Below are 17,209 nucleotides of genomic sequence, written 5' to 3'. Positions count from 1 at the left end.
CGAAGGGGTGGGCCTCGCCCTGTGGCGAAGCCCACCCCTTCCGGCGTTCCGGCGGGGCCGCCCGGTCCCTAACCTCGACTGGGCCCCACCCGAACCTCGACCGTGCGAACGGGAGACCCCGCCCGTGACCGCAAGGCAGCCGAGGACGGCGCTCTTCACCGTCGCCGCCGTCCTCTCCCTCGCCGCTGCCCTGCTCGTCTCGCAGCTGGCGCGGGCGGACGCCACCCCCGCCTCGCCCGCCACCGCGCGGCTGGCCGCGCTCGCCGACGACGTGCCCTCCGCCGAAGGGCACCGCTACGACGCGCGGGACCACACGGGCCGCACCATGGACGCGGCCCAGATCCAGCAGGCCCAGGACGGCACCTACCTCGCCGTCTACCACACGCTCCTGGCCGACGGCCGCTTCCACGCCGCCGTCGCCACCTCCACGGACCTGCGCCACTGGCAGCGCCGCCACGACTTCGGGCCCGGCACCCACCAGCCCTCGCTCGCGCACGACGGACGGGGCGGCTACGTCCTCGCGTACGAGAAGGACCCGCGCAACCACATCGCGGTGCGGGCGTACGAGGATCAGCGGGCGCTGCTCGCGGGGCGCGCCCACCGGGCCTTCGACGCGCCGCTCACCCTCTCGCGCTGCGCCGAGGGCACGCCGAGCATCACCTCCGTACGCGGCGCGACCATCCAGCTCACCGGGCACTACCGCGCGGGCTGTGACACCGACCGCCAGCTGCGCGCCACGCTCACCGGGTTCCGGCACTGGCACGCCGAGCCCGACCGACGGCTCGACCGCGCGCTGCGCCGGTGGGGCAACGGCGGCAACATCGGGGACCGCGCGCCCGTCGAACTCGGCGGGCGGCGCGTGGTGCTCATCGAGGGCCAGCGCAGGCGCGGCGACTTCGGCAGCTGGGCCACCTACGCGTACGACCCCTCCAGCGGACGCGCTGACCGGCTCGACATCCGCACGCACGGCGGCAGCCGCGCCTTCGCCAACCCCTCGGCGACCCTGCTCACCGATCCGCGCGGGCAACCCGCCCTGCTCGTCAGCCTGTTCGTGCCCGAGGAAGGTTCCGCCCCCGGGGAGTCGGGGCAACTGCTCTACTGGCACAAGCTGTGACCCCCGGTCGGGTCAACGGGGCAAAACCGTTTGGCGAACATGCGTAGGGTGCAGAGAACCCCTCAGGGTTGAGAGTGGACCGATGCGCTGAAGGGAGCCGAGGCGATGGACGAGCACAAGGAGACCCTCCGGGTGGGCTCGGCCGTGCGGCGCCGCCGCCGGCAGCTGGAGCTCACCCTCGCCGTCGTCGCCGAGCGCAGCGGCCTCTCGGTGCCGTTCCTCAGCCAGATCGAGAACGAGCGCGCCCGTCCCAGCACGCGGTCCTTGCAGCGGGTCGCCGACGCCCTGTGCACGACCGACGTGGAGCTGCTCGCCGCCGCCGACCCGGCCCGCACGGTCGAGGTGGTGCGCGCCGACGACGACACGGATCTGGACACCTCGAAACCGGCCGCACGGGTGCGCGAGCTGACCCGCGGTCACCATCAACTGCACGTTCTCGAATTCATCGGTGACCACGACGAGGGCCGCGAATTCCAGCACCGCAACGACGAGTTGATGTACGTCGTCGAGGGCGCCGTGGAGATGGAGGCGGAGGGCCGCGCCTACCGCCTCGGGCGCGGCGACAGCCTGTTCCTCACCGGCGGGGTGCGGCACCGCTGGCGGGCCACCGTGCCGGACACCCGGGTCCTGGTGGTCGCCGTGGGCGACCACATCGAGGCGGTGGACGACGGGGGGCGCTGATGGTGCTCCGCCCGGGGACCCCGCCGCGGGTCGTCTCGCTCGTGCCCTCGCTGACCGAGGCGGTCGCCGTGAGCGTGCCGGGCGCGCTGGTCGGGGCGACCGACTGGTGCAGCCATCCGGCCGGCCTCGACGTCACCCGGGTGGGCGGCACCAAGAACCCCGACGTGCCCCGGATCCTCGCGCTCGCGCCCGACCTGGTGATCGCCAACGAGGAGGAGAACCGCGCGCCCGACCTGGCCGCCCTGCGCGCGGCGGGGCTCCAGGTGCTCGTCACGGAGGTGCGCGACCTGGACCAGGCGTTCCGCGAGCTGGCCAGGGTCCTCGCGGCATGCGGCGCGGAGCGGCCCCGATGGCTCGAGGAGGCCGAGGCCGCGTGGTGGGAGCCGCCCCCGCACCTCGAGGGCGCGGGCGGGCCCCCTCGCCCGGACATCCGCCTGCGCGCCGCGATCCCGATCTGGCGGCGGCCGTGGATGGTCCTGGGACGTGACACCTTCGCGGGGGACCTCCTCGCGCGCATGGGCGTCGACAACGCGTACGCCGCTCACGCCGAGCGCTATCCGCGGATCCCGCTGGAGGAGCTGCGGGCCGCGGACCTCGACCTGGTGGTGCTGCCCGACGAGCCCTACCGCTTCACCCGCGACGACGGCCCCGAGGCGTTCCCCGCGCGTACGCCGGTCGCATTGGTCAGCGGCCGCCACCTCACCTGGTACGGGCCCTCGTTGGCGGAGGCGCCCGCGGTGCTGGGGGCGGCGCTGCGGGCGGCCTACCCACCGGCCCTGTGAGCGCGCCTTCGCGGGTCAGCCCTTGGCGGGCCGGGGCGCCGCGAGCAGCCTGCCGCTGACCAGGCCGCGCAGGGTGTGCGCGAGGGCGATCGCCCAGGCGGTCAGGAGCAGGACGTACAGGCCGGTGGCCAGCCAGTCGAAGGCGACGAGGCCGGTGTGCTTGCCGAGGCCCTCGGTGCCGGTCACGCAGGTGCCGACGGGGAAGGTGAAGGCCCACCAGGTCATCGCGAAGCCCATGCCGCGGCGCCGGGCGCGGGCCACCATCGCGGCCGCGAGCGCCAGCCACATCAAGGCGAAGCCGATCACGGGGACCCCGTAGAGCACGGCGAAGGCCAGGAAGCCGCGGTCGAGCGGGGCGGGGACGACGCCGGGCGCGAAGTCGGCGAACTTGTTGGCGGCGGTGGTCGACTGACCGAGCGGGCCGAGCACCAGGAAGAGGGTGGGGGTCAGGGCCAGCGGCAGGGGCCCCGCGGTCACCAGGCGGGCGAAGATCACCGGCAGCATCACCAGGGTGGCGAGCAGGCTCAGTCCGAACATCGCGAAACAGGCGTACAGCAGGGTCTCCCGCGCCTGTCCGGCCGGCAGGTGGGGCACGAACAACGGGCCGACGGCGGCCGACACCATCGGGGCGACCACGGGCAGCAGCCACACGGGAGTGGCCTGGTCGGCGGCGATCCTGTGGCGGACCACCATCAAGTAGGGGATGGCGACGGCGGCCGCGAGTCCGATGGCCGTACCGGCGGTGAACAGCACGGTGGCCAAGGGGACCGCCACGCCCGTACCGAGCCAGTCCGCGCCCACGATCAGGGTGCCGCCGCCGACCGCGAGCAGTGCCATCGAGAGGCAGCCGTAGAACGGCGCCACGGCCGGATCGAGGAGGTGGGCGCGGGCCTGGTCGCGGTGGTGGATCCAGTGCGCGGCGCGGCCGGTGAGCAGCGCGGCGAGCATCACGAAGGACAGCGCCCAGACGACGGTGCAGGCCGTGCGCAGCCCGGTGAACTGGTACGGCAGCGTGGCACCGGCGTTGGCGATGATGGCGGTGCCCATGACGGAGGCGTACCAGTTCGGCCCGAGGTGTCGGACGGCGGCGGCGCGGCGCGCGGTGGGCGCGGGCGCGGGGTGCACGGTGTGCGCGGGGTGGGCGGTGGTGACCATGAGTCCACGGTCCCGCGCGCGCCCACCGGTCACCAGGGACCATTCCCCTATGGGGCCATAAACTGACTTTATGAGTATGTCTCCGCAGCCCGCCGCCTCCGAAGCCCCCGCCGGGACCGACCGTGCCAGGACCCCGGAGGCCCTGCTCGCCCACCGGGTGCCGGACCTCGGGGCGCTGCAACTCCTGCTGGCCGTGGCCCGGCTCGGCAGCCTGGGCCGGGCCGCGCGGGAGCTGGGCATCACCCAGCCCGCCGCGAGCAGCCGGGTCCGCGCCATGGAGCGGCAGTTGGGCGTCGCGCTCGTGGACCGCTCGCCGCGCGGTTCGCGGCTGACGGACGCGGGCGCGCTGGTCACCGACTGGGCGGGGCGGATCGTGGAGGCGGCGGAGGCCTTCGACGCGGGGGCGCAGGCGCTGCGCGACCGGCGGGACTCGCGGCTGCGGGTCGCGGCCAGCATGACCATCGCCGAGTACCTGCTGCCCGGCTGGCTGATCGCGCTGCGCACCCAGCGCCCCGACACGGCCGTGTCCCTGCTCGCGGGCAACTCGACGGCCGTTGCCGAGCGCCTCCTCGCGGGCGAGGCGGACCTCGGTTTCGTCGAGGGGCTCACCGTGCCGGACGCGCTGGACGGCGTGGTCATCGCGCACGACAGGCTCGTGGTGGTGACGGCGCCGACGCACCCCTGGGCGCGGCGGCACAAGCCGCTGGCCGCCGAGGAGCTGGCGGCGACACCGCTGATCCTGCGCGAGGAGGGCTCGGGCACCCGCCAGGTGCTCGACGCGGCGCTCGGCGGCCTGGCCCGCCCGCTGATCGAGCTCTCCTCGACGACGGCGGTGAAGGCCGCCGCGGTCAGCGGCGCGGGCCCCTCGGTCCTCAGCGAGCTCGCGGTGGGCGAGGAACTCGCGGCCCGGCGCCTGGTCGAGATCCCCTTGGCGGACGTACGCCTGGGCAGGGAGCTGCGCGCCGTCTGGCCGACGGGACATCGCCCCGCGGGTCCTGGCAGGGATCTGCTGGGGCTGACGCGGGGTGGGCCGGGGGCGCGGGACGCGTAGGTCCCCCTGTCCCGTCCCCGTCCCCTCCCCGGCCCCCTTGTCTCACTGCTGCCGCAGGTTCATGACCAGCTCGCGCGGCAGCCCGTGGGTGTCGTGGAGGTAGTGGAAGTCCTCCTCGTCCAGCGGACCGCGGAACCGGGGCCTGGCGAGCACCTGCCTGCCGCGTTCCAGGAGTCCCAGGAACTTGCGCTCCTCCTCGCACAGCACGCGGCGCACCTCGTCGGGGCCGGTGTCCTGCCGGAAGTGGTCCCGGGTGTGCAGGAACAGCTCGTCCGGCAGGTCGCCGACGGTGCGCGAGGGGTCGTCGCGCCACAGGGCGGTGAGCAGGCGCCGCACCAGCCGGCGCAGGACGTAGCCGCGGCCGGTGTTGGCGGGACGCACTCCGTCGCCGATCACGACCACGGCCGAGCGCAGGTGGTCGCAGACCAGCCGCAGCGTGGCCTCGTCCAGCGGCCACAGGGGCGGTACGAGACGGCGCCAGGGGGCGAAGACGTCGCACTCGAACACCGACGTGCGGCCCTGCAACAGCGAGGCGAGGCGTTCCAGGCCGAGGCCGGTGTCGACGTTGCGCTGGGGGAGCGGCACGAGGGAGCCGTCGGGGAGCTTGCGGTGACGCATCATCACGTGGTTCCACACCTCCACCCAGCGGTCGTCGCGGGTGGGCGTCGACCGGGGAGGGCCCTCGCCGGTCCACAGGAACATCTCCGAGTCGGGGCCGCAGGGTCCGGTCGGCCCGTTGTCCCACCAGTTGTCCTCGACGGTGAGCTCGACCGGAACGCCACGCTCCTGCCAGACCTCCAGGGAGGCGCTGTCGAGGCCCACCTGGTCGTCGCCGCCGAAGACCGTGGCGTGCAGCAGGCCCGGGTCGACGCCGAAGCCCTCGGTGAAGAGGTCGTATCCCCAACTGAGGCTCTGCGGGCCCTCGTAGTCGCCGAGGGACCAGGTGCCGAGCATCTCGAAGACCGTCAGGTGCGTGGGGTCGCCGACTTCCTCCAGGTCCGTGGTGCGCAGGCAGCGCTGCACGTTGACCAGGCGGCTGCCGAGCGGATGCGGGCGCCCCTCCAAATACGGGGTGAGGGGGTGCATGCCCGAGGTGGTGAACAGGACGGGGTCGCCGGGCGGCGGCAGCAGCGTGGAGCCGGTCGTGCGGCGGTGTCCGCGCTCCTCGTAGTACTCGACGAACGTACGGATGATGTCTTCGGTGTTCATGGTGGGGGCTCCTTCGCGTGAACGCGGGAGGCGCCGGATAACGGATCCGCGCGATCACCGGAGTCAGGGCGGGAGCCATGCACCATCGGCGGGCCGTTTCCGGTCGCCGAGGGGAAGGGGAAGGTCAGGCGGCGGCAACCGGCGAGCTGGTCGCTCGCGCGGTCGCGGTGGTGCGTGGGCCGGTGACGTTCATGAGGCCGAGGGTAACTCCGTTCGCGGTGGTGCGTCACACGATTTACGGCAGGGGGTGACGTGCCCTCTTCGATCCCTCTTCGATCCCTCTTCGATCGTGCAAACAAAGTGTTCACAATGAACTGTTGACTCCGTGCCGTGTGTCAGTCCATGCTGGATCCATGCCGTCGACTCCCGAGCAGCCCCAGGCCGCCGACCCCTTCACGCCCCCGCACCCCGAACAGGCCCGCGCCCACCGGGTCTACGCCTCGCTGATGCGCGTCGCCGAGCGGCACGCGGCCGACGAGGACCAGCGGGCGCGGCAGGTCCACCCCACCGTGCTCGGTCCGCACGAGGCGGTCAGGCTGGTGGCGTTCCTGCTCAGCGGCGCGGCCAGGCCCGTCGAAGGGGAGCCGGAGGTGGACCACGCGGACATCACCGCCGCCCTCACCCTGCTGCCGATGGTCCGCGGCGAGCTGGACGAACTGGAGACCGGGCTGCTCCAGATGGCGCGGGGGCGCGGCATGACCTGGCCGGAGATCGCCTTCGGCCTCGGGCTCGGCACGCCGCAGGCCGCGCGGCAGCGGTACGAGCGGCTGGCTTCGCGTACGGCGGGGGAGGGCGAGTAGCCGACGCTTCCCCCTCCGGGGGGCAGTGAGGCCCGGGGAAAACGCCTGGCGCCCGCCCCGGAGCCCTGCCCATCATGGGGCATGATTCCCACCGCGCCCCCGGCCACCGGCGTCCGTGCCCCCTGGGAGCAGCTCCCCGCGCACGTGAAGAGCGCCCTCGAGGCCGAGCTCGGCGGGACCGTGGTGGCCGCGACGACGCAGCACGGCGGCTTCTCGCCGGGCGTCGCGGCCCGGGTGCGGCTCGGGGACGGGCGGCGCGCCTTCGTCAAGGCCGTCAGCGCCGAGGCCAACCCCGGCAGCCCCCGGCTGCACCGCGCGGAGGCCCGGCACTCCGCCGCCCTGCCGGACTCCGTGCCCGCGCCCCGGCTCCTCGCGTCCTACGACGACGGGGCGTGGGTCGCCCTCGCCTTCGAGGACGTCGAAGGGCGCCAGCCGCACGTGCCCTGGCGCGCCGACGAGTTCGCCCTCGTGCTCGACGCGGTGGCGGAGCTCTCGCACGCGCTGACGCCCGCGCCCATCGAGGCGCGATCCGTCGTGGATACGGAAGGGGAGAGCTTCCGGGGCTGGCAGCGGCTGATCGAGGCCGAAGGGGCGGTACGCGAACGGCTCGACCCGTGGACGCGCCGCAACCTGCCCGCCCTCGCCGAACTCGCCGCCCCCTGGACCGAGTTCGCGTCGGGCGACACCCTCGCCCACGCCGACCTGCGCGCCGACAACATGCTGATCACCGCCGAGGGTCGGGTCGTCTTCGTGGACTGGCCGCACGTCGTGCGCGCCGCGCCCTGGTTCGACCTGCTCGTCATGCTGCCGTGCGTGCGCGCCCAGGGCGGACCCGACCCGGAGGACGTGTTCACCGCCCACCCCGTGGGCAGGGACGCGGACCCGGCGGGCGTGAGCGCCACGCTCGCCGCCCTCGCCAGCTACTTCGTACGGGGATCCCTGCAGCCCGATCCGCCCGGGCTGCCCACCCTGCGCGCCTTCCAGGCCGCCCAGGGCGCGGCCGCCCTCGACTGGCTCAGGAAGCGGCTCGGACCAGCGCTGCCATGACGCGCGTGTCCTCACCCATCTCCGGGTGCCACTGCACGCCCAACACCCAGGAAGCGCCCGGGAGTTCGACGGCCTCGACGGTGCCGTCCGCCGCGTGCGCGGACACCACGAGGCCCTTGCCGAGCCGGTCCACCGCCTGGTGGTGGTAGGTCGGCACGGCCGTCTCCTCGGGGGCCACGCGCGCGTACAGCGTGCCGGGTACGGGCGTGACCGCGTGCGTGCCGAAGACGCCGGTCCCCGCCGTGTGCCCGTCCATGTGCTGCACCAGCGTCCCGCCGAGCGCCACGTTCAGGAGCTGCATGCCGCGGCAGATGCCGAGCAGCGGCTTCCCCGACGCCAACGCGGCCTCGATGAGGGCCAGTTCCCAGGCGTCCCGCTCCCGTGCGGGCGGCCCGGTGCGCTCCTCGCGCTCGGCGCCGTACCGCACGGGTTCGACGTCGGGCCCGCCCGCGACGACCACGCCGTCGAGGCGGGCGACGACGTCGGCGGCGTACGAGGGATCGTCCGGCGGCACCATCGAGGCGAGGCCGCCCGCCGCCTGCACCAGGCGCGGGTACCCCGCGGGCAGCAGGGCCGCGGGCAGCTCCCACACGCCCCAGCTCACCTTGGACTCCAGATAGGTGCTGACCCCGATCAGCGGCCTGCCGCTCACTGTGTTCTCCTTCGCCTCTTCGCCGTCTTCGCCGTCGTGCTCAGTCGCGTGCCAACTCTGCCTCCGCGGCCGCGAGCGCCGCGAACTCCTCCTCCGGCGCCCGCGCCACCAGGCGCTTGCGGCTGTACATCCCGAAGTAGCCGATCGCGACGACGTACACCCCGAGTGCGATCAGCGCCGCCGTCACGTCCACCAGGAACGTCGCGACCAGGGCCGCGCAGGCGAGCACCAGGGCCACCGATGACGTCAGGATGCCGCCCGGCGTGCGGTAGGGGCGCTCCAGGTCCGGCTCGCGGCGGCGCAGGACGATGTGCGAGAGCGACATCAGGGCGTACGAGATGGTGGCGCCGAACACCGCGACGTTCAGCATCCGCGCGCCGTCACCGGTCGCCGCCGCCAGGCCGAAGCCGATCGCGCCCGGGACCAGGAGCCCCAGGTAGGGGGCCTTGCGGCTGCTGGTGAGGGAGAGGAAGCGGGGCAGGTAGCCCGCGCGGGAGAGCGCGAAGAGCTGGCGCGAGCCCGCGTAGATCAGCGAGAAGAAGGACGCCACCAGGCCCGCGAGGCCCGCGTAGTTGACGATGCGGCTCAGCGTGGTCGCCTTGCCGCCCGGCTGCAACGCCTCCACCAGCGGATTGCCCGCGTCCTGGAGGGCGTTCGCGCCGCGCGCGCCCGCCGAGGCGAAGAACGTGAGGAGCGCGAGCACGACCAGGATGGCCATCGACCAGCGGATCGCGCGCGGCAGCGTGCGCGCGGGGTCCTTGGTCTCCTCGGCCGCCAGCGGCACGCCCTCGACGCCGAGGAAGAACCACATGCCGAACGGGAACGCCGCCCAGATGCCCAACAGGCCCATCGGCAGCCACGAGTTGGCGCCGAAGGCGTCCGCTTCCACCGGGATGTCGTTGAGCTTGGACGCGTCGAAGTCCATGAAGGCGCCGACCGCGAAGACGAGCAGCGCGGCCACCGCGATGCCGGTGACGACGAAGCTGAACCGCAGCGCCTCGCCGACGCCCCACAGGTGGATGCCGATGAAGACGACGAAGCAGGCGAGGTGGACCGGCCAGCCCGAGGTCAGGCCGAACAGGCCGAGCGACTCGACGTAGTCGCCGATGAAGATGGAGATGGCCGCGGGTGCCAGGACGTACTCGATGAGGATCGCCGTGCCGGTCAGGAAGCCGCCCCACGGGCCGAGCGCCCGGCGCGCGAAGCCGTAGCCGCCGCCCGCGGTGGGCAGCACGGACGACAGCTCGGCGAGCGAGAAGACCATGCACGCGTACATCACGCCCATGAGGCCCATCGCGATGGCGAGACCGCCGAAGCCGCCCTCCGCGAGGCCGAAGTTCCAGCCGGAGTAGTCGCCGGAGACGACATAGGCGACGCCGAGTCCGGTCAGCAGGAGCCAGCCCGCGCTGCCCCTGCGGAGCGTCCTGCGTTCCAGGTAGTCGTCCGCCGGTTCGGCGGCACTCGGCTTGGTGGACTCCACGGTCATGGCACGGCTCCTATGCGGCGGCAGGCATATGGATCAGCTCAGGGCACTCAATGGAACGGATCCATACCTTTGCCGTGCGGCGGTCGAGAAATCAAGCCCTCTGCGTTACCTGTTGGTTAACGGCCCCTCACGTACGGCTCCTCACGTACCGCTCCTCACGTACCGCTCCTCATGTGAGGAACCCCCGCAGCAGCGCCGCCGTCCCCGCGCAGTGCTCGCGCATCATCTCCCGCGCCCCGTCCGCGTCCCCGTCGAGCACCGCGTCGACGAGCGCGGTGTGCTGACGCTGCGAGTGCTCCAAGTTCCTCACGAGCAGCGGGATGCAGTCGAGGAGGTCGTTGACCGTGGCGCGGACCGCGGCGTACTGCGCGGTGAGCGTCGGCGACCCGCACAGCTCGGCGAGCGTGAGGTGCAGGAGGGTGTCGAGGCGGCGGTACTCCGTCAGGGGCGCGTCATGCGTCTGGGCGAGCGCCGCGCGCAGCCGGTCCGCCTGCTCGCCGGTGAGCCCGTGCGTGGCACAGAGCCCGGCCGCGCCCACCTCAAGGACCTCGCGGAAGCGCAGCGCGTCCTCCACGTCGACGTCCTTGATGCGGCGGCGCAGCTCGTCCTCGCCGGGCGCCTCGGGGCGCGGCCGCACGAACGTGCCGCCGTAGCGCCCGCGCCGCGACTCCACCAGGCCCTGGTCCTGAAGCACCTTCAGTACCTCGCGCAGCGTGACGCGGCTGATGCCGAGCCGGTCCGCCAACTCCCGCTCCGACGGCAGGCGTTCGCCGCCCGGCACCAGGCCGAGCCTGACCACCTGGAGGATCTGCTCCAGGGCCTCCTCGAAGCCGTTGCCCGCCCGCACCGGGCGCAGCACCGCCGTCAGGCGCTCGTCGTCCGATGCGGACGCCGCCATGCCCTCTTCCGTGTGCGACATGCCCGTACCCCCTTCCCAAGCAATGGTTCTCCGCAATACCTTATGGCTCCCGGCTGACCCAAGGAGGCTTTTCCCGTGGCAGACCGCACACCCCCGCTCGCCGTCGAGGAGCTCAAGGCCCTCGTCGCGAGCGGCGAGATCGACACTGTCGTCCTGGCCTTCCCCGATATGCAAGGGCGGCTCCAGGGCAAGCGGTTCGCCGCCCGCTTCTTCCTCGACGAGGTCCTCGAACACGGCACGGAGGGCTGCAACTACCTCCTCGCCGTCGACACCGAGATGAACACCGTCGACGGCTACGCGATGTCCTCCTGGGACCGCGGCTACGGCGACTTCGCCATGCACGCCGACGTCTCCACCCTGCGCCGGGTCCCCTGGAACGAGGGCACCGCGATGCTCATCGCGGACCTCGCCTGGAACGACTCCTCGCCCGTGGTCGCCGCGCCCCGGCAGATCCTCCGCCGCCAGCTGGAGCGCCTCGCCGAACTGGGCTTCACCGCGCACGTCGGCACCGAGCTCGAGTTCATCGTCTTCAAGGACACCTACGAGCAGGCCTGGGACGCCGGATACCAGGACCTGACCCCGGCCAACCAGTACAACATCGACTACTCGGTGCTCGGCACCGGCCGGATCGAGCCGCTGCTGCGCCGCATCCGCAACGACATGTCGGCCGCCGGGCTGACCGTCGAGTCCGCCAAGGGCGAGTGCAACCCCGGCCAGCACGAGATCGTGTTCAAGTACGACGAGGCCCTGGTCACCTGCGACCAGCACGCCATCTACAAGACCGGCGCCAAGGAGATCGCCTCCCAGGAAGGCGTCTCGCTCACCTTCATGGCGAAGTTCAACGAGCGCGAGGGCAACTCCTGTCACATCCACCTCTCGCTCCAGGACGCCGACGGCGCCAACGTCATGGCGGGCACCCCGGACGACCCGGGAGGCATGTCGCCCGTCATGCGGCACTTCCTCGCGGGCCAGCTCGCCGCGCTCCGCGACTTCTCCCTTCTCTACGCGCCCAACATCAACTCCTACAAGCGGTTCCAGCCCGGCACGTTCGCGCCGACCGCCGCCGCCTGGGGCTACGACAACCGCACCTGCGCGCTCCGCGTCGTCGGCCACGGCCGCTCGCTGCGCTTCGAGAACCGCCTCCCCGGCGGCGACGTCAACCCGCACCTCGCGGTCGCGGGCCTGGTCGCCGCGGGCCTGTACGGCATAGAGCAGAAGCTCGAACTGCCCGACGAGTGCACGGGCAACGCCTACACCGGCGACTACGAACACGTCCCCACCAGCCTGCGCGAGGCCGCCGAGCTCTGGGAGAACAGCCCCATCGCCAAGGCCGCCTTCGGTGACGAGGTGGTCGCGCACTACCGCAACATGGCGCGGGTCGAGCTGGACGCCTTCGACTCCGCGGTGACCGACTGGGAGCTCCGCCGCTCCTTCGAACGCATGTGAGGCACCCTTGCTTGAGGTACTGAACCCGGCGACGGAAGAGGTCGTCGCCACCGTCCCCGCCGCCACCCCGCAGGACGTCGACGCCGCCGTCGCCCGTGCCGCGCGGGCCCAGGAACAGTGGGCCGCGACCGCCCCCGCCGACCGGGCCAGGCTGCTTCGCCGCTTCGCCGCCCAGGTGGACGAACACCTTGAAGAACTCGCCCAGTTGGAGGTGCGCGAGGCCGGACACGTCATCGGCAACGCGCGCTGGGAGGCGGGCAACGTCCGCGACCTCCTCGACTTCTCCGCCGGGGGAGTCGAGCGCCTGAATGGCCGTCAGATCCCCGTTCCCGGCGGTCTGAACGTCACCGTCCTCGAACCCCTCGGGGTCGTGGGTGTCATCGCCCCGTGGAACTTCCCGATGCCGATCGCCGCGTGGGGCACGGCCCCCGCGCTCGCCGCGGGCAACGCGGTGATCCTCAAACCCGCTGAGACGACCCCGCTCACCGCGCTCCGCCTCGCCGAACTCGCCCTGGCGGCGGGCCTGCCCGAAGGTCTCTTCCAGGTCCTGCCCGGCGAGGGCGGCGTCGCGGGCAACGCGCTGGTCGAACACCCCGGCGTCGCCAAGATCGTGTTCACCGGCTCCACCCGGGTCGGCAAGCAGATCATGGCCACGTGCGCCGACCGCGTGAAGCGCCTGACCCTCGAACTCGGCGGCAAGAGCCCGAACATCGTCTTCGCCGACGCCGACGTGGAGGCCGCCGCCCTCGCCACCCCCATGTCGTACCTCGACAACTCGGGACAGGACTGCTGCGCCCGCACCCGCGTCCTCGTCCAGCGCTCGGTGTACGACCGCTTCATCGAGGTCGTGACGCCCGCGATCGAGTCCGTCGTCGTGGGCGACCCGTCCGACGAGAAGACCCAGATGGGCCCGCTGATCTCCAGGACCCAGCTGGACCGCGTCCGCGCCCACGTCACCCCCGGCGACGGCATCCACGGGACGGCACCCGAGGGCCCCGGCTTCTGGTTCCCGCCGACGCTGCTCACCGACGTGGACCCGGACTCCCCGGTGGCCACGGAAGAGGTCTTCGGACCCGTCGCCGTCGTCATCCCCTTCGACGACGAGGCCGACGCGATCCGTCTCGCCAACGCCACCGACTACGGCCTCTCCGGCTCCATCTGGACCCGTGACGTCGGCCGGGCCCTGCGGGTGTCCGGGGGAGTCAGGGCAGGCAACCTGTCCGTCAACTCGCACTCCAGCGTGCGCTATTGGACCCCGTTCGGGGGTTACAAGCAGTCCGGGCTCGGCCGTGAGCTCGGCCCGGACGCGCTCGCCGCATTCACGGAAACCAAGAACGTCTTCATCAGCACGGAGGCCTGAACCCATGTCAGAAAACATCTGCCGCCGCCTCGTGGGCCGCACCGCCGTCATCACGGGCGCGGGCAGCGGCATCGGCCTCGCCACCGCGCGCCGCCTCGCCTCCGAGGGCGCCAACGTCGTCTGCGGCGACATCGACGAGAGCGCGGGCAAGGCCGCGGCCGACGAGGTCGGCGGGACCTTCGTGAAGGTCGACGTGACCGACGCCGAGCAGGTCGAGGCGCTCTTCAAGACGGCGTTCGACACCTACGGCTCCGTCGACATCGCCTTCAACAACGCGGGCATCTCGCCGCCCGACGACGACTCCATCCTGGACACCGGCCTGGAGGCGTGGAAGCGCGTCCAGGACGTCAACCTCACCTCCGTGTACCTGTGCTGCAAGGCCGCCATCCCCTACATGCGGCGCCAGGGCAAGGGCTCCATCATCAACACCGCCTCGTTCGTGGCCAGGATGGGCGCGGCGACCTCGCAGATCTCCTACACCGCGTCCAAGGGCGGCGTCCTCGCCATGTCCCGCGAGCTGGGCGTGCAGTTCGCCCGCGAGGGCATTCGCGTCAACGCGCTCTGCCCCGGGCCCGTCAACACCCCGCTGCTCCAGGAGCTGTTCGCCAAGGACCCCGAGCGGGCCGCGCGCCGCCTCGTGCACATTCCCGTGGGTCGCTTCGCGGAGGCCGAGGAGATGGCGTCCGCCGTCGCGTTCCTCGCCAGCGACGACTCCTCCTTCGTGAACGCCACGGACTTCCTCGTCGACGGCGGTCTCACCGGGGCGTACGTCACTCCGCTCTAGCAGTTCACCCCAGGGCCATCCATCCGTCAGCCGGGCGTCGCACGACGCCCGGCTGACCTGCGTAGACACGGGAGTGTGTTCGTGAACCTCAAGCGCCGCGCCGCCGCGGCCACCGCCGTACTCGCCGTCGCCGGAGCCGGTCTCGTGACCGTCCAGGCCACCGCGGAAGCAACGCAGCACTCCCGGCCGAAGGCCGCGAAGTGCCCCACGCTGACCGTCTCCGAGGGCTGGTACGGAGACAACAAGGCGAGACTCCAGCACATGGTGGACCGGTACGGCCGCTGCGGCGACGGTCACGGCGCCAAGCCGGTCGCCACCTTCGACTGGGACAACACCGTCATCAAGAACGACATCGGCGACGCCACCATGTTCTGGCTGCTGCGCAACGGCAAGATCCGCACCCCCGAGCGCGGCGACTGGCGCACCACCAGCCGCTACCTCACGGGGTCCGCGGCCAAGGCCCTCGCGAAGGCGTGCCCGGCCACCGGCACCACCCTGCCCACGCACCGGAACACCGCCTGCGCCGACGAGATCCTCTCCGTCTACGGCGAGGGCGCCACCACCGCGGGCAAGGCGGCCTTCGACGGCTTCGACCACCGCCGCATGGAGCCGCAGTACGCCTGGCTCGCCCAGCTCACCCGCGGCTGGTCCACCCGCCAGGTCAAGCACTTCGCGGCCGCCGCCCGCAAGGAGAACCTCGCGGCGCCCATCGGCACCGAGCAGCGGGTCGGCACCGGCAAGGTCACCGGCTGGGTCCGCTACTACGACCAGCAGCGCGACCTGATCCGTACGCTCAAGAAGGCGGGCTTCGACGTCTACGTTGTCTCCGCGTCCCCCGAGCCGATCGCCGAGGTGTGGGGCAAGGGCGTGGGCGTCGACGCCGAGCACACCATCGGCATCCGCAACGTCACCGCGCACGGGAAGCACACCGCGCACCTCAAGGGCTGCGGCACCGTGCGGGACGGCGACGACTCGATGATCACGTACATCGACGGCAAGCGCTGCTGGATCAACAAGGAGATCTTCGGCGTGCGCGGCGCGGCCGCCGAGAAGGTCCAACCGGCCGCGCGGCGCCAGGTGTTCGCGGCGGGCGACTCCGACACGGACATCTCCTTCCTGCGCGACGCCACCGCACTCCGGCTCGTCCTGAACCGCAACAAGAACGAGCTGATGTGCCGCGCCTACGAGAACGGCGACGGCCGCTGGCTGGTCAACCCCATGTTCATCGAGCCCAAGGGCAAGAAGACCGACCCCTACCCCTGCGCCAGCACCGGCTACACCGAACGGGACGGCGGAGCGGGTCCGGTGCGCCGCGCGGACGGCTCGGTGATCCCCGATCAGCGGGACACGGTGTACGGGGCGTCGACGGCATCGTCAGCGCGGTAGGACTGATGTACGGTCCACTCGCATGCGTAACAGAAACATTTTGGCGCTGACCCTGGCCACGGCCGCCACCTTCGCGGCGGCCGCGTCCACGGCTCTTCCCGCGGCCGCCGCCACGGCCGCGCACCCCGCGAACTCCCGCACCGCAGGGAGTCATTGCCCGCAGCTGTCGAAGAAGCTGAGCTGGTACGGCGAGAACCGCGCCAAGCTCCAGCGGACCATCGACGAGCGCGGCACCTGCGCGAACCCGGACCTGGGGCACGGCAGGAGCAAGCGCCCCGTCGCCGCGTTCGACTGGGACAACACCGTCACCAAGAACGACGTGACCGACGCGACCATCGCCTGGTCGCTGCGGCACGACAAGATCCTGCGCCCGAAGAGCTGGAAGTCCACCAGCAAGTGGATGACCGACGACGCCGACCGCGCGCTCACCAAGGCGTGCGGCACGAAGGTGCCCGTCGGCAAGCCGCTGCCCACCTCCACCAACACCGCCTGCGCCGACGAGATCTTCGAGGTCCGCGAGGACGGCAGGACGATGAGCGGCGCCGCCGCCTTCGCGGGGACGTGGGACCACCGGCACACCGTCCCGCAGTACGCCTGGGTGCCGCAGCTCTTCGCCGGGCACACCGTGCCCGAGCTCGAGTCCTACGCCGCCAAGGCCCGCAAGGAGGCGCTCGCCGCCCCCATCGGCGCGACGCAGAAGGTCGGCACCCACGAGATCCCCGGCTACGTCCGCTATTACGACCAGCAGCGCGACCTGATCCGTACGCTCAAGAAGGCCGGGTTCGACGTCTACATCGTCTCGGCGGGCTCGGAGCCGGTCACCGAGGTCTGGTCGAAGGGCGTGGGCATCGACCGCGAGCACACGGTCGCCATCCGCTCCGTCCTCGACCGCAAGGGCCGCATCACCACCTGGAACCAGGGCTGCGGCGACGTCCCCGTCAACAAGGGCGAGGCCATCCCCTACATCGACGGCAAGCGCTGCTGGATCAACCAGGAGATCTACGGGATCAAGGGCAAGGCGGCCTGGGACAAGCAGGACTTCAGGCACCGCATCGCGCTCGGCGGCGGCGACGCCGACACGGACGTGACGTTCGTCGGTGACGCCACCGGTGCCCACCTCGTCCTGAACCGCAACAAGAGCGAGTTCATGTGCCGGGCCTACGACAACGCGGACGGCCGCTGGGTCGTGAACCCCATGTTCATCGAGCCGCTGCCGCAGAAGAGCGGCACCTACCCCTGCTCGACCGCCGCGTACAACGAGCACGACGGGAGCAAGGGGCCCGTGCTGCGCGACAACGGCTCGGTGGTGCCGGACCAGCAGGACTCCGTCTACTGAT

16 protein-coding genes are annotated in these 17,209 nt (G+C 72.3%); 11 read left to right on the top strand and 5 right to left on the bottom strand.

Features of this window, described 5'->3' with window-relative positions:
* The first annotated feature begins 124 nt into the window (after window positions 1–124).
* The 3 genes from KY5_RS07140 (at window position 125) to KY5_RS07130 (ending at window position 2,577) form a co-directional block, all read left to right on the top strand.
* A complete protein-coding gene (locus KY5_RS07140) occupies window positions 125–1,114 on the top strand; it encodes a hypothetical protein (RefSeq protein WP_098241413.1) in 990 nt (329 codons plus the stop codon).
* Window positions 1,115–1,219: 105 nt separating this feature from the next.
* Window positions 1,220–1,795: a helix-turn-helix domain-containing protein gene (locus KY5_RS07135; protein WP_098241412.1), complete on the top strand. Its 576-nt coding sequence runs from the start codon at window positions 1,220–1,222 to the stop codon at window positions 1,793–1,795.
* Window positions 1,795–2,577, top strand: a complete 783-nt coding sequence (locus tag KY5_RS07130) for a helical backbone metal receptor (RefSeq protein WP_098241411.1) — start codon at window positions 1,795–1,797, stop codon at window positions 2,575–2,577. Before KY5_RS07135 ends, KY5_RS07130 begins: the two co-directional genes overlap by 1 nt.
* Before the next feature lie 15 nt (window positions 2,578–2,592).
* Here the strand turns inward: KY5_RS07130 and KY5_RS07125 are convergent, their stop codons facing one another.
* Window positions 2,593–3,732: a TDT family transporter gene (locus KY5_RS07125; RefSeq protein WP_098241410.1), complete on the bottom strand. Its 1,140-nt coding sequence runs from the start codon at window positions 3,730–3,732 to the stop codon at window positions 2,593–2,595.
* Window positions 3,733–3,802: 70 nt separating this feature from the next.
* Between KY5_RS07125 and KY5_RS07120 the strand changes: the two genes are divergently transcribed.
* A complete protein-coding gene (locus KY5_RS07120; RefSeq protein ID WP_234362639.1) occupies window positions 3,803–4,783 on the top strand; it encodes a LysR family transcriptional regulator in 981 nt (326 codons plus the stop codon).
* A gap of 42 nt (window positions 4,784–4,825) precedes the next feature.
* On the opposite strand, the gene KY5_RS07115 is transcribed toward KY5_RS07120, so the two are convergent.
* On the bottom strand, window positions 4,826–5,992 hold the full coding sequence (locus tag KY5_RS07115; protein WP_098241408.1) for an alanine--tRNA ligase-related protein: 1,167 nt from the start codon (window positions 5,990–5,992) through the stop codon (window positions 4,826–4,828).
* 353 nt (window positions 5,993–6,345) lie between these two features.
* Between KY5_RS07115 and KY5_RS07110 the strand changes: the two genes are divergently transcribed.
* Together KY5_RS07110 and KY5_RS07105 are read left to right on the top strand one after the other, a co-directional pair.
* Entirely contained in the window at window positions 6,346–6,792 is a 447-nt protein-coding gene (locus tag KY5_RS07110; RefSeq protein ID WP_098241407.1) for a DNA-binding protein, read from the top strand.
* Window positions 6,793–6,873: 81 nt separating this feature from the next.
* The gene (locus KY5_RS07105; RefSeq protein WP_098241406.1) at window positions 6,874–7,839 is read left to right on the top strand and encodes a phosphotransferase; all 966 of its coding nucleotides are present in this window, start codon (window positions 6,874–6,876) and stop codon (window positions 7,837–7,839) included.
* Here KY5_RS07105 and KY5_RS07100 read toward each other — a convergent pair.
* The 3 genes from KY5_RS07100 to KY5_RS07090 form a co-directional block, all read right to left on the bottom strand.
* Entirely contained in the window at window positions 7,808–8,491 is a 684-nt protein-coding gene (locus KY5_RS07100; RefSeq protein ID WP_098241405.1) for a gamma-glutamyl-gamma-aminobutyrate hydrolase family protein, read from the bottom strand. The two genes, KY5_RS07105 and KY5_RS07100, sit on opposite strands and share 32 nt — an antisense overlap.
* 40 nt (window positions 8,492–8,531) lie before the next feature.
* Window positions 8,532–9,977: an ethanolamine permease gene (gene eat, locus KY5_RS07095; RefSeq protein WP_098241404.1), complete on the bottom strand. Its 1,446-nt coding sequence runs from the start codon at window positions 9,975–9,977 to the stop codon at window positions 8,532–8,534.
* Between the two features lie 169 nt (window positions 9,978–10,146).
* The gene (locus tag KY5_RS07090; RefSeq protein WP_098241403.1) at window positions 10,147–10,896 is read right to left on the bottom strand and encodes a FadR/GntR family transcriptional regulator; all 750 of its coding nucleotides are present in this window, start codon (window positions 10,894–10,896) and stop codon (window positions 10,147–10,149) included.
* A 75-nt stretch (window positions 10,897–10,971) separates the two neighbouring features.
* On the opposite strand from KY5_RS07090, the gene KY5_RS07085 reads away from it, so the two are divergent.
* The 5 genes from KY5_RS07085 (at window position 10,972) to KY5_RS07065 (ending at window position 17,208) form a co-directional block, all read left to right on the top strand.
* Complete coding sequence (locus KY5_RS07085) at window positions 10,972–12,342, top strand: glutamine synthetase family protein (RefSeq protein ID WP_098241402.1); 1,371 nt, start codon at window positions 10,972–10,974, stop codon at window positions 12,340–12,342.
* A gap of 7 nt (window positions 12,343–12,349) precedes the next feature.
* Window positions 12,350–13,702: an aldehyde dehydrogenase family protein gene (locus KY5_RS07080; protein WP_098241401.1), complete on the top strand. Its 1,353-nt coding sequence runs from the start codon at window positions 12,350–12,352 to the stop codon at window positions 13,700–13,702.
* Window positions 13,703–13,706: 4 nt separating this feature from the next.
* Window positions 13,707–14,486 carry a 3-oxoacyl-ACP reductase gene (locus KY5_RS07075; protein WP_098241400.1) on the top strand — a complete coding sequence of 260 codons (780 nt, stop codon included), beginning with the start codon at window positions 13,707–13,709 and terminating at the stop codon, window positions 14,484–14,486.
* Window positions 14,487–14,567: 81 nt separating this feature from the next.
* Entirely contained in the window at window positions 14,568–15,872 is a 1,305-nt protein-coding gene (locus tag KY5_RS07070; RefSeq protein WP_098247100.1) for a haloacid dehalogenase-like hydrolase, read from the top strand.
* 22 nt (window positions 15,873–15,894) lie between these two features.
* The gene (locus tag KY5_RS07065) at window positions 15,895–17,208 is read left to right on the top strand and encodes a hypothetical protein (protein ID WP_098241399.1); all 1,314 of its coding nucleotides are present in this window, start codon (window positions 15,895–15,897) and stop codon (window positions 17,206–17,208) included.
* Window position 17,209 lies beyond the last annotated feature (1 nt).

The organism is Streptomyces formicae (genome assembly GCF_002556545.1).
GTDB lineage: Bacteria > Actinomycetota > Actinomycetes > Streptomycetales > Streptomycetaceae > Streptomyces > Streptomyces formicae_A.
The sequence above is the reverse complement of the archived record's forward strand: the minus strand, read 5'-3'. Positions and strand labels throughout refer to the sequence as shown.